The organism is Stenotrophomonas sp. YJH_SMC_81 (assembly GCF_059370875.1).
On record NZ_JCAFUB010000012.1, the window covers coordinates 33734 to 45335 of the forward strand.

Consider the following 11602-nt stretch of genomic DNA (forward strand, 5'->3'; position numbering starts at 1 on the left):
AACCGCGTGCCAGCGCGGCACAACGGTCCGCAGCCAGAGCAGCCGAGCATGGGCTCGGCCCCACAGAAGCAAGAACGCCCCGGCCGAAGCCAGGGCGTGCCCTTGGAGAGGGACTTGGGCTCAGTACTGGGCGTTGAGGGTCACGCCCGAGAAGGTGCTGTAGGCCTTCACCCGCACATACCACGTGCCAGCGGCAGGGCTGTTGATGGTGCAGGTCTCGCTGTTGCCACTCAGGTACGGACGGCAGGTGTAGCTGGTATCGGTCGGGGCACTGCCCTGGCGCACGTACAGGTCGGCATCGCCGCTGCCGCCACTGATCGTCACGCGCAGCTGGCTGCTACCGGCCGGAACGGCGACGGTGTAGTTCAGCTCGGCACCGGTCGCAGCGCCCAGGCCGGTCACCGGCACGTTGTTCTGCAGCACGTTGCCACCCGGGTTCGGGTTGCCACCGCCGTTGATCGCCGCAGCCACGGCCGCGTTGGCGTCGACGATGCCGGCGCCGCAGCCACCGGAGCAGGCGCCCGGCAGCGGGCGTGCAGTGCTCTTGATGATGCTTTCGACCTGCGCCGGACTCAGTGCGCTCGGCGCCACCGACTGCATCAGCGCAACCACGCCGGCCACATGCGGCGCCGCCATCGAGGTGCCGTTGTACGACGCGTAGCTGGCGCTGCCCGGCGTGGTGGTACCGGTGTTGAGGGTGGACAGGATGCTCTGGCCCGGGCCGGAAATGTCGATGCCGGCACCGTAGTTGGAGAAGCTGGCACGCGCACCGGCCGAGGTCGTGGCCGCCACCGCGATCACGTTCGCGCAGTTGGCCGGCACCGACGAGGACACGTTGGTGTTGCTGTTGCCGGCGGCGACCACCACGGTGGTACCACGGCTGACCGCGCCGTTGATGGCGTTCTGGTAGGTGGCCGAGCAGGTGCCGCCACCACCCAGCGACATGTTGATGACCTCGGCCGGGTTGGCGTTGGCCGGCACGCCACTGACGGTGCCGCCAGAGGCCCACACGATCGCGTCGGCGATGTCGGAGGTGTAACCGCCGCACTTGCCCAGCACGCGCACCGGGACGACCTTGGCATTGAACGCAGTACCGGCCACGCCGGTGCTGTTGTTGGTCACCGCCGCCACGGTGCCGGCGACGTGGGTACCGTGCCAGCTGGAGTTGGAGGCCGGGATGCCCGAGCCGCACTCGTTGGCGCCGTACCAGTCGCCCTCGTCATTCGGGTTGTTGTCGCGGCCACCGCCATCGCGCGCCATCGCGGCATCGCTGATGAAGTCATAGCCAGGCAGGATGTTGGCGTTGAGATCGGGATGGTTGGTGATGCCGGTATCGATCACGGCCACCACCACGCCGGTGCCGGTGGCCTTGTCCCAGGCCGGCCGCACGTTGATCGACGCGTTGGAGGTACCGAAGCCCCACTGTTCGCTGAAGCGGGTGTCATTCGGGGTCAGCGTCGCACGCATGATCTGGTCGACTTCGACGTATTCCACGTTCGGGTCGGCGGCGAGCTTGCGCATCAGCAGCTCGGATTCGGCCTGGTCAAGCGGGCGATCGGTCTTGACCAGGGTCGGGCCAACGGCCAGCTTGCGGACCTCCTGCAGGCCCAGCGCGCGGCCCTGGCTGCTGGCCAGGCCGGCGGCGGCAGTCTTCAGAGAAGAGGCCAGTGCCGTGGTGTTGGCCACCGGCGCACTGCCGTCGCGGTACTTCACGATGAAGCGCTGGTGCGTCGGCGCGGACTGCAGGCCGCTGAGCTGGACGTCACCGGCCAGCGCAGGCGTGGCCAGCAGCAGCGATGACAGAACGGACGCACCAAGGACCACCCACACTCGACGCACACGCGGTTGCGTTACCTGGGACATCGTATTTCCCTTTCTTGTGGTGTGAATGCCGGAATCGGCAGAAGCACCGGCCCGAACCCTGGGCTGGCTTGCGTTGGCGAGGTTCGAAGTCCGATGAGTCAGCGGATCCCCCTAACGATCCGCCGTACATATGACGCTAATGGCCGAAACCGGACACCACAAGATTTTCAGCGTCTTTTCAGCAAGATGAAATGTTCGTTCTGAGACTTTTTGGGTCGAGGGTTTGTGAAGGTGAAGGAACTTTCTCGTGTCCTGCACAGACCTGACTGGGTCGTCACGTGTCCTGGAATGACTTTGCCGACATCGGCGTCCACCGATCCGGGGCAGATCCCTTTCTCACGCGGAAAGGGATCTGCCCCCTTGGCTCGAAACGCAGAAAGCCCGTCGCGGGGACGGGCTTTCCAGAAGCGCAGCCGGGCGCGGGCCCGGCTCTACGATTCGATGTGGGCGATCAGCCCAGCTTGACCAGCCAGTTGTGGCGGTCCGGCAGGCGGCCGTACTGGATATCGGTCAGTTCCTTGCGCAGCGACATGGTCACTTCGCCGGCCGGCGCGTTGATGTCGCCCACCGAGAAGCCCTCGCCCTTCAGCTGGCCGATCGGAGTGACCACCGCGGCGGTGCCACAGGCAAACACTTCGCTGATCGCACCGGAGGCGACGCCGTCCTTCCACTCGTCGATGCTGACCTTGCGCTCTTCGACCTTCATGCCACGGTCGCGGGCCAGCTGCAGGATGCTCTCGCGGGTGATGCCCTCGAGGATGCTGCCCGACAGTTCCGGGGTGACCAGCGTGCCGTCCTTGTAGACCAGGAACACGTTCATGCCGCCCAGTTCTTCCAGGTACTTGCCTTCGACCGGGTCGAGGAACAGTACCTGCGAGCAGCCCTGCGCCTGCGCCTTCTGCTGCGGGAGCAGCGAGGCAGCGTAGTTGCCACCGCACTTGGCGGCACCGGTGCCGCCCTTGGCCGCACGCGCGTACTCGGTGGACAGCCAGATGGACACCGGGGCAACACCCTTGGCGAAGTACGGGCCGGCCGGGCTGGCGATGACGTAGTAGCCGGCCTTGTGCGCGCCGCGCACGCCGAGGAAGGCCTCGTCGCCGATCATGAACGGGCGGAAATACAGGCTCGACTCATCGGCCGAAGGCACCCAGTCACTGTCGACGGCGATCAGCTGCTTCAGCGATTCGACGAAGATCTCCACCGGCAGTTCCGGCAACGCCAGGCGCTGCGCCGAACGCTGCAGGCGACGGCCGTTGGCATCCGGGCGGAAGGTCCAGATCGAACCGTCGGCGTGGCGGTAGGCCTTGATGCCTTCGAAGATTTCCTGGCCGTAATGCAGCACGGCGGCGGCCGGGTCCAGCTGCAGCGGGCCGTAGGCGCGCACATTGGCATTGTGCCAGCCGGCATCCTTGTCCCAGCGCACTTCCACCATGTGATCGGTGAAGTGCAGGCCGAAGCCCGGCTTCTCCAGGATCTTGGCGCGCTCTTCAGCGCTGCGCGGGTGGTCCGAACGGGTGACGGCGAAGCTGGGGATGGACTGGGACACCGGAGGATTCCTGTTCTGGTTGCGGGTAGTGCCGGGCCCGCGTCACTGCGGGCCCTGGGTCAAAGCATGCCGGTCTCTAGCCGGGCCGCCTCGGACATCATGTGCTGGTTCCACGGCGGGTCGAACACCAGGTCGACGTCGGCCTCGGCCACCGTCGGGATCATTTCAAGCTTGCTGCGCACGTCGTCGACCAGGATCTCGCCCATGCCGCAGCCCGGGGCGGTCAGGGTCATCTTCACGTCGATCTCGCGCTTGCCCTCATCCAGGTGCTTGATCTCGACTTCATAGACCAGGCCCAGTTCCACGATGTTGACCGGAATTTCCGGATCGAAGCAGGTGCGCAGCTGCTGCCACACCAGCTGCTCCACCTGTTCATCGGTGGCGTCGGCCGGCAACTCGAGCGGCGCCGGTGCCTCCTTGCCGATGGCATCGCCGTCCTTGCCGGCGATGCGGAACAGGTTGCCCTCGACGAACACCGAATAACTGCCGCCCAGCGCCTGGGTGATGTACCCATAGCTGCCGGCAGGCAGGGTCACGGTGTCGCCCTGCGGGACCATCACGGCCTCGCAATCGCGTTCGAAGTGGACAGGTTCGCTGCTACGGGAATACATGGGGACCGATATGGGGCCGTGGCCGAGGCCACGCAAGACGGCATTCTAGCCCAGCCGCCCCCGCACCGCCGGTGCACTGCGGCAAACCACAGTATCCTGTGGGTGATCTTCTGGGAGCTTCGATGTCCTCCAATGCCGCGCGTGCCAGGACCGTGACCTGGCTCTGGCCCCTCATGCTGCTGCTGGGCCTGTTTGTCGCTCCCCTCGCCTGGATGGTCCTGGCGCTGATGACCGGCCGGCAGGTCGGCTGGATGGCGGTGCTGGCCGCCCTGGAACTGGTGTTCATGCTGCGCCTGGGCACGCTGGGCCCAGGCCGGCTGCGCGTCGCCCTGGTCGTGCTCGGCACCCTGCTGGTGGCCGCCGTGGCCAACTGGGCCATCGCCAGCGCCTGGATGGGCGGCTCGATCGGACTGGACCTGTGGGATGCCACCACGCGGATGGGCCCGCACCTGGCCTGGACCCTGATCAGCCTGGCCAACGGCGCGGTGGAATGGCTGTGGCTGGCCGTGGCCGTGGCCGTAGGTGCCTGGCTGGCGCGCTGAGCGCGTAGAGATTCTTGGATTCGGTAGTGCCGGCCGCTGGCCGGCAAAGGCGTGCGGACCAGGGACCGCACCTACCCGCTGCAGCCACCACGCGCGGATGGGGTAGTGCCGGCCGCTGGCCGGCAAGGGGGGCAGAGCCCTTTCCTGCGGAAAGGGATCCGACCCCGGTCCTCAACTCAATGCCCGCCGTCGAGCGCCTTCAGTTCACTCACCAGCGAGGCCGCCGCTTCGGCGCCGTCGCCATAGAGCATGCGGGTGTTGTCGGCGTAGAACAGCGCATTCTCGATGCCGGCAAAACCGGTGCCCTTGCCACGCTTGATCACCACCACGTTGCGCGCGTTGACCACGTCCAGCACCGGCATGCCGTAGATCGGGCTGGCCGGGTCGGTCCGCGCCACCGGATTGACCACGTCGTTGGCACCGATCACCAGCACCACGTCGGTATTGGCGAACTCGGGGTTGATGTCGTCCATGTCGGCGATCAGATCGTAGGGCACGCCGGCCTCGGCCAGCAGCACGTTCATGTGCCCGGGCATGCGCCCGGCCACCGGGTGGATCGCGAACTTCACTTTCACGCCACGCTGGCCCAGCCGCTGCGCCAGTTCCCAGATCTTGTGCTGGGCCTGCGCCACCGCCATGCCGTAGCCGGGCACGATCACCACGCGCTCGGCAAAGGCCATCATCGCCGCGACGTCCGACGCTTCGATGGGCTTCTGCGCGCCGGTGATCGCCTGTGCCTCGCCTCCGGCACCGCCGCCGAAGTTGGAGAACAGCACGTTGCGGATCGGCCGGTTCATCGCCTTGGCCATCAACCGGGTCAGCAGAATGCCGGCCGCGCCGACCATCATGCCGGCGATGATCAGCGCCTCATTGCCCAGCACATAACCTTCGAAGGACACCGCCAGGCCGGTGAATGCGTTGTACAGCGAGATCACCACCGGCATGTCGGCGCCACCGATCGGTAACGTCATCAGCACGCCCAGTGCCAGCGCCAGCACGAAGAAGGCGACGATTGCCGAGGTGTTTAGCGTGCTGGCCGCGATGATCGCCAGCACCGCCACCGCCAGTGCCACCATCAGGTTCATCAGCTGCTGGCCGGGCCAGGTCACGCGCTTGTCCAGGCGTCCGTCCAGTTTGGCCCAGGCGATCACCGAACCGGACAGCGAGACCGCACCGATCGCCGCGCCGACCACCGCCAGCAGCAGCACCATGCCCGAGGGCTGGCGCGCGGCCAGGTCGGCCAGCGCCTGCTCGCTCCAATGGCGGGTATCGCGGTTGGCAAGGAAGGCATAGCGCAGCAGTTCCACCGCACCGATCGCCGCCGCCGAGCCACCGCCCATGCCGTTGTACAACGCCACCATCTGCGGCATGTCGGTGATGGCCACCTTGCCGGCCGACCACCAGGCCAGGCCCGCGCCCAGCAGCAGTGCGACCAGGATCAGCGGCACGTTGTGCAGTTCAGGCAGGAAGAAGGTCGCCACCGTGGCCAGCAGCATGCCCAGCCCGGCCCAGCGGATGCCGCTGCGCGCGGTCAGCGGCGAAGCCATGCGCTGCAGACCCAGCAGGAACAGCGTGGCGGCGACGAGGTAGCTGGCCTTGACCAGCCAGTCGAGCAGTTCGACGGTGCTGATGTTCAAGCCTGTGGCTCCTTCGGTTCGTCCCTGCCGCCCTTGGGCGCGCTCGGCTTGAACATCTCCAGCATGCGCGCAGTGACCACGTAGCCACCGGCGGCATTGCCGGCACCGAGCACCACGGCAAGGAAGCCCAGCGCCTTTTCCAGCGGCGTCTGCGCGTGCCCCAGCACCACCATCGCGCCGATCAGCACGATGCCGTGGATGAAGTTGGAACCCGACATCAGCGGGGTATGCAGGATCACCGGCACCCGCGAAATGATCACGTGGCCGGCGATGGCCGCCAGCATGAAGATGTACAGCGCTACGAACCCGTCACTCACTGGCAACGCTCCCGCTCTGTCTTCGTCGGCCCATCATAACCACGGGCTGAACCCGGCGCGCACCCGGCGTCAACCGCGGCGACGCTCACGCGTTGTCGATGGTGAGCCCGAGCGAGGAACCGTACCCTGTGCTGGTGAGCAGCCCCGTCCCCCCGAGCGCCGACACCGATGCCCTGCCGGCATCGCTGGAGGCGTTCCTGGCCAGCGTCGGCCCGCGCGCGTTCCGTTTCGCCGAGGCCGGCCTGCGCCAGCGCGAAGACGCCATGGACGCGGTGCAGGACGCGCTGATGCGCATGCTGGACTACGCAGACAAGCCAGCGGCCGAATGGGCGCCCCTGTTCTGGAGCATCCTGCGCCGCCGTGTGATCGACCTGCAGCGCCGGCGCCGTTTCCGCCTGCCGTTCTGGCGCGACAACCAGGACGCCGACGGAGTCGGGATCGACTGGGCCGACCCCGGCCCGGACCCGGCGCAGGCGCACGAACAGCGCCAGCAGTACCAGCAACTGGTGCAGGCGCTGCGTACCCTGCCCGCACGCCAGCGCGAGGCCTTCACCCTGCGCGTGCTGCAGGACCTGGACGGGGCCACCACCGCCCGCGCCATGGGCTGCAGCGAAGGCGCGGTAAAAACCCATCTGGCACGCGCCCGGCAGGCGCTGCAGGACTACCTGGAGACCCACCCGTGAACCGCTCCCTGCCTTCCGATGACACCCTGCGCGACCTGCACGCGCAGTCGCTGCAGGCGCTGTCGCCGGCCACGCTGGCACGGCTGCGCCTGGCGCGCCACGGCGCCAGAGCGGCCCGTCACGGGCGCTGGCGCTGGTGGCTGGCCAGCGCCTGTTCTCTGGTGGTGGCGCTGGGGGTCGGCCTGCAGTTCAGCGGCCACAGCCCCCTGTCGCCCGCCGTGCCGGCACCGGTGCTGGCCTCGATGGAAGACAACAGCGCGCTGTACGACGAAAATCCCGATCTGTACCTGTGGCTGGGCGATACCGACCTGGCGATGGAGTGAATCATGTCCCGACTGCACACCCTGCCCCTGCTGATGACCCTGTTGCTGCTGCCGGCCCTCCCGGCGCTGGCGCAGAGCGCCGCGCCCGCCCCTGCGGCGCGCCCTGCGCCGGCCACGCCGCTGCCGGCCTGGGAACAGTTGAGCGAAGCGCAGCGGGAATCGCTGCTGGCGCCACTGCGCGACCGCTGGAACAGCGCCGATGCCGGCCAGCGCCAGCGGATGCTCTCGCATGGCCAGCGCTGGCAATCGATGAGCCCGGAGGAACGCGACAAGGCCCGCCGCGGCCTGCGCCGCTTCGAGCACATGAGCCCGGAACAGCGTGAGCAGGCCCGGGCCCTGTTCGGTCAGATGCGGGATCTGCCGCCCGCGCAGCGCGACGCACTGCGCGAGCGCTGGTCGCAGATGACGCCGGAGCAACGCAAGGACTGGGTGCGAGAGAATCCGCCGCCGGCGAAGCCGCGGTAAAGGCAACGTTCAACCCTTTGTGGAGCCGAGCCCACGCTCTGCTGCTCTATCGCGCCTGCGCAAGCCGAGCATGGGCTCGGCTCTACAGGAGGCAATGAGGTTCACCCCTGCCAGCGCGTCTTCGCCAGCAGCTCGTCGTCCCAATCGAAACCGAGCTGCCCGTCGCGCACAAACAGCGCAACGAAGTTGAGCAGGTTGCGCGCATACATCTCGCTGGCCTGGGTCGCGCCGCGGCTGGCCAGGCCCAGCGGACCGTCGATGGTCACGCCCTGGTGTTCGATGCACTGCCCCGGCAGGGTCAGTGCGCAGTTGCCGCCACTTTCCGCCGCCAGATCAACAATGACGCTGCCGGTGGCCATGCCTTCCACCATCGCGGCGGTCACGATGGTCGGTGCCGGGCGGCCCGGTACCGCAGCCGTGCAGATCACCACGTCCACACTGCGCAGGTGGTCGGCCAGCCGACGCTGCTGCTCGGCGCGCTCGTCATCGGTCAGCGCCCGCGCATAGCCTCCCTCGCCCGCCGCGCTGACCCCGAGGTCGAGGAAGCGTGCGCCCAGTGACTGGATCTGCTCGCGGGTTTCCGGGCGCACGTCGAAGCCTTCCACCTGTGCACCGAGGCGGCGCGCGGTGGCGATGGCCTGCAGGCCCGCCACGCCGGCACCGATCACCAGCACCTTGGCCGGCCGCACGGTGCCGGCAGCAGTGGTCAGCATCGGGAAGAAGCGCGGCGCGCGTTCGGCGGCGATCAGCGCCGCCTTGTAGCCGGCCATGCCGGCCTGCGAACTGAGTACATCCATCGCCTGCGCACGGGTGGTGCGCGGCAGCTGCTGCAGCGCGAACAGCTGCAGGCGACCATCGGCCGCCAGCGCGGCCAGCGCCGGATCGCTGGCCGGGGCCAGCAGGCCGACCACGCTGGCGCCGGGCTTGAGCTGTTCCAGCACCGCCGCAGGGGGGGCCTGCACGCACAGCAGGATATCGATCTCAGCCCAGCGGCCCGCGTCGAAGACGCGTGCACCGGCATCGTCATAGGCGGCGTCGGTGAAACCAGCGGCCAGACCCGCGCCCGCCTCATACCAGACGGCAATGCCCAAGGCCCCGAGCCTGCGCGCGGTCTCCGGCGTCAGTGCCACGCGCCGTTCGCCCGGCGCGGTCTCCTTGATCCCCAGCAACGCCACGGCCATGCAGATCCCCGCTGATCGGTGAGTTTCCCGATCCTAGCAGGCGGCACCCGCTCAGTGCAGCGTGGCGCTGCCCGGGTCGAGGCGATCGATCACGCCCTGCATGGCGCTGTCGAAGGCGCCATCATCAACGTGGGCACGCAGGCGGCCCAGCCGCATCATCACCGCCAGCTCTTCAGGCGAGGCCACGCAGAAGCGCACGCCGCGACGGTTGACGAACAGCAGGCGCGAGGAAATCGGGCTGACCCAGGACAGCTTGCCCGCCTGCACCTTGCCATCCTTGTCGATGAAGTCCAGCCAGTTGCCGATTTCCATGCGGCGGAAGCGGTCGGCATCGGCGTTGTCGAAATCGTCGGCGTCAATCTGCCCGCCAAGCTCAACCGCCGGCGATTCAGCCACTGGCGGCGCCGGCAAGGCAACCTGCGGCAGCTCCGGCAGCGCACGCTGCAGTTCCGGCCGCGATTCGGCGATGCCCTGCAGGGTGTCATGCAGGGCATCAATGGCGGCGGTGGCCGCATCGCCGTGCACGCCGACGCTGGCAAACACCTTGGCCAGCACCGGCTGCCAGGCCTGCAGCCACGGCTTGCCGACGATCTGGCGGCGGGCCTCGGCCACTTCCTCAAGCAGGCCATCGCCAAGGCTCAATGCCTCGGCCACCGACGCGCCTTCTTCTCCCTCGCGCAGCAGCGCCAGGGTCAGATGATGCTGCCACGGCTGGCGCAGGAACTCGGCAATGGCCGGCGGCAGCGTGGCGTCACCGATGCGGCGGTCCAGTTCCGCACCGGCCCGGCTGCGGGCCATCTCCAGCTTTTCCTGGCCGCGCTGCGTTTCTGCGGCACGGCGCTCGGCGATTTCCACCCGGCGACGATGCTGCACCAGGAACTCGCGGAATTCCTCTTCCAGGGTCAGGAAGATCGCCAGGTTCTCGTTGAACTCGGCCACCAGGCGCTCGATGATCTCTTCGACCTTGGCCATCAGCATGCGCTCGGCCTGGCTCTCGCCGGTGTTGCCCTCGCAGGCCTCGGCCAGCGAGTTGAGCAGCTTGCGCGCCGGGTGGGTCTTCTGCACGAACATGCGGCGGTCGAGCATGGCGACCTTGACGAAAGGCACCACCAGGCGGCCGATCAGTTCGCGCGAGCGGCCTTCCAGTTCGCGCTCGTCCAGCATCACGTCGAACAGCATGCCGACCAGGTCGATGGCGTCCTCATCCTGCGGGTCCAGCCGGGTCTGGCCCGGATCGACGCCAAGCTGGGTGGCGCTGGACAGCACTTCGCTCTTCAGGCGCTGGGCCAGCGATTCGCCGTCCTCGCCGATGGCCGCGCGCAGGGTGGCGCTGGGCGTGGCCTGCAGCAGCGACAGCACCGACATCATTTCGCGCTGGCTGAGCGGGCGCTGCTGGCCAACCGCCACCTGCGCCGCAGACGTGGCATCCTCACGCACGTGGCGGGTCTGCTGCAGCAGTTCGTGCAGCGCTTCCAGCAGCATGCCCTGCTGGCCAGCGTAGGCCTCGCCGGTGGCGCCGTCATCGCCGCCCAGGTGCTGCTGCATATGCCCGCGGCGCTCGGACCAGCGGGCGGCGAAGCGCTGCGCCCAGGCCGGTGCGGCCTGCTCGTCATCGCTGAACCCCGGATCGACGCCCACGCCGTGGCGATGCTCGACCAGGTCATCCAGCATCCCGGCCATGCGCGGATCCGGTGCCGGCGGTTGTGGGCGCTGCGGAGCCCCCATCTGCGACATCACGCCGGCTGCGGCCAGCTGCTCGTCCAGCTTCTCGTAGATGCGACCGACTGGTGCACGCAGGTCGCGCTCGCACAGCTTGATCAGCACCAGATGCACTTCCGGGGCCAGTTCACAGCCGGCAAAGGCCTCGTGGATGGCCACGCCCAGGTGTTCGGGGCTGATCGGATTGTGGTCGGCGTCCAGTTCCGCGCCGCCGATCAACCGGCCCAGGCGGCGATCCAGCCGCGCCAGCACCGGCTTGAAGTCACGCAGCAACACAGTGGCGAAATTGCGCACCGCCAACCGGGATTCCAGCACATGCTCGGCCAGCAGGCTGAGCCCATCCTCGGCCGGCCCGGACAGGGTCGCCTCGGCTGACAGCGGCTCACCAGCCTCCAATGCGGCCCAGGCCTGCTGCAGGTGGCCTGCGAAAGCGGCCGCGATGTCCTCACGGCGCCGGCGCAGTTCGCGCATCGCGTCCAGGAACAGCAACTGCGACGAGCCGGCATTGCCGGCGCGGTCGAACAGGGCATCGTCGAAACGCGCCAGTGCCGCCCCGAAGGCCTGGCACAGCGCGGGCAGGACCATGTCCCGGGCACGCTGGAGCTGGGCCGGGTCACGGCCCGGCGATCCCATCGGTGTGGGCACGCTCATCATTCGGGAAGGCTCCCCACCTTCTCTGGTACGACAGACAGCATGGACATCGCGGCTTCCGGCA

The 11602-nt window shown here is 68.3% G+C and carries 11 protein-coding genes; 4 read left to right on the top strand and 7 right to left on the bottom strand.

The window, feature by feature from the left end; genetic code table 11:
• Window positions 1-120: 120 nt before the first annotated feature.
• The 3 genes from AC5P8U_RS18015 to sufT form a co-directional block, all read right to left on the bottom strand.
• The gene (locus AC5P8U_RS18015) at window positions 121-1863 is read right to left on the bottom strand and encodes a S8 family peptidase (protein WP_447897533.1); all 1743 of its coding nucleotides are present in this window, start codon (window positions 1861-1863) and stop codon (window positions 121-123) included.
• A gap of 451 nt (window positions 1864-2314) precedes the next feature.
• Window positions 2315-3409, bottom strand: coding sequence for a branched-chain amino acid aminotransferase (locus AC5P8U_RS18020; RefSeq protein WP_005412326.1), 1095 nt, complete (start codon window positions 3407-3409; stop codon window positions 2315-2317).
• Window positions 3410-3468: 59 nt separating this feature from the next.
• Entirely contained in the window at window positions 3469-4020 is a 552-nt protein-coding gene (gene sufT, locus AC5P8U_RS18025; protein ID WP_005415385.1) for a putative Fe-S cluster assembly protein SufT, read from the bottom strand.
• Between the two features lie 122 nt (window positions 4021-4142).
• On the opposite strand from sufT, the gene AC5P8U_RS18030 reads away from it, so the two are divergent.
• On the top strand, window positions 4143-4562 hold the full coding sequence (locus tag AC5P8U_RS18030) for a membrane protein (RefSeq protein ID WP_032953950.1): 420 nt from the start codon (window positions 4143-4145) through the stop codon (window positions 4560-4562).
• Window positions 4563-4738: 176 nt separating this feature from the next.
• Here the strand turns inward: AC5P8U_RS18030 and AC5P8U_RS18035 are convergent, their stop codons facing one another.
• Together AC5P8U_RS18035 and AC5P8U_RS18040 are read right to left on the bottom strand one after the other, a co-directional pair.
• On the bottom strand, window positions 4739-6199 hold the full coding sequence (locus AC5P8U_RS18035) for an NAD(P)(+) transhydrogenase (Re/Si-specific) subunit beta (protein WP_072167909.1): 1461 nt from the start codon (window positions 6197-6199) through the stop codon (window positions 4739-4741).
• The gene (locus tag AC5P8U_RS18040) at window positions 6196-6516 is read right to left on the bottom strand and encodes an NAD(P) transhydrogenase subunit alpha part 2 (protein WP_005415382.1); all 321 of its coding nucleotides are present in this window, start codon (window positions 6514-6516) and stop codon (window positions 6196-6198) included. Before AC5P8U_RS18040 ends, AC5P8U_RS18035 begins: the two co-directional genes overlap by 4 nt.
• A 98-nt stretch (window positions 6517-6614) precedes the next feature.
• Between AC5P8U_RS18040 and AC5P8U_RS18045 the strand changes: the two genes are divergently transcribed.
• From AC5P8U_RS18045 to AC5P8U_RS18055, 3 genes are read left to right on the top strand one after another with little or no spacing between them, the layout of a single operon-like run.
• Window positions 6615-7199: an RNA polymerase sigma factor gene (locus AC5P8U_RS18045; protein ID WP_082783364.1), complete on the top strand. Its 585-nt coding sequence runs from the start codon at window positions 6615-6617 to the stop codon at window positions 7197-7199.
• Window positions 7196-7522, top strand: coding sequence for a hypothetical protein (locus tag AC5P8U_RS18050; RefSeq protein ID WP_088496468.1), 327 nt, complete (start codon window positions 7196-7198; stop codon window positions 7520-7522). The genes AC5P8U_RS18045 and AC5P8U_RS18050 overlap by 4 nt, the downstream gene beginning before the upstream one ends.
• 3 nt (window positions 7523-7525) lie before the next feature.
• Complete coding sequence (locus AC5P8U_RS18055; protein ID WP_447897534.1) at window positions 7526-7987, top strand: DUF3106 domain-containing protein; 462 nt, start codon at window positions 7526-7528, stop codon at window positions 7985-7987.
• A gap of 101 nt (window positions 7988-8088) precedes the next feature.
• On the opposite strand, the gene AC5P8U_RS18060 is transcribed toward AC5P8U_RS18055, so the two are convergent.
• Window positions 8089-9168 (bottom strand): NAD(P) transhydrogenase subunit alpha, encoded by a 1080-nt coding sequence (locus tag AC5P8U_RS18060; RefSeq protein ID WP_334271841.1) that lies wholly within the window; start codon window positions 9166-9168, stop codon window positions 8089-8091.
• Window positions 9169-9219: 51 nt separating this feature from the next.
• Window positions 9220-11541 (bottom strand): PacR family protein, encoded by a 2322-nt coding sequence (pacR, locus tag AC5P8U_RS18065; protein WP_088496470.1) that lies wholly within the window; start codon window positions 11539-11541, stop codon window positions 9220-9222.
• Window positions 11542-11602: the final 61 nt, after the last annotated feature.

Excerpts from the sequence above, each read along its gene's own strand:
- AC5P8U_RS18060 (WP_334271841.1), bottom strand. The coding sequence starts at position 9,168 with ATGGCCGTGGCGTTGCTGGGGATCAAGGAGACCGCGCCGGGCGAACGG.
- AC5P8U_RS18030 (WP_032953950.1), top strand. The coding sequence starts at position 4,143 with ATGTCCTCCAATGCCGCGCGTGCCAGGACCGTGACCTGGCTCTGGCCC.
- AC5P8U_RS18015 (WP_447897533.1), bottom strand. The coding sequence starts at position 1,863 with ATGTCCCAGGTAACGCAACCGCGTGTGCGTCGAGTGTGGGTGGTCCTT.
- pacR (WP_088496470.1), bottom strand. The coding sequence starts at position 11,541 with ATGATGAGCGTGCCCACACCGATGGGATCGCCGGGCCGTGACCCGGCC.
- AC5P8U_RS18055 (WP_447897534.1), top strand. The coding sequence starts at position 7,526 with ATGTCCCGACTGCACACCCTGCCCCTGCTGATGACCCTGTTGCTGCTG.
- sufT (WP_005415385.1), bottom strand. The coding sequence starts at position 4,020 with ATGTATTCCCGTAGCAGCGAACCTGTCCACTTCGAACGCGATTGCGAG.
- AC5P8U_RS18045 (WP_082783364.1), top strand. The coding sequence starts at position 6,615 with ATGGTGAGCCCGAGCGAGGAACCGTACCCTGTGCTGGTGAGCAGCCCC.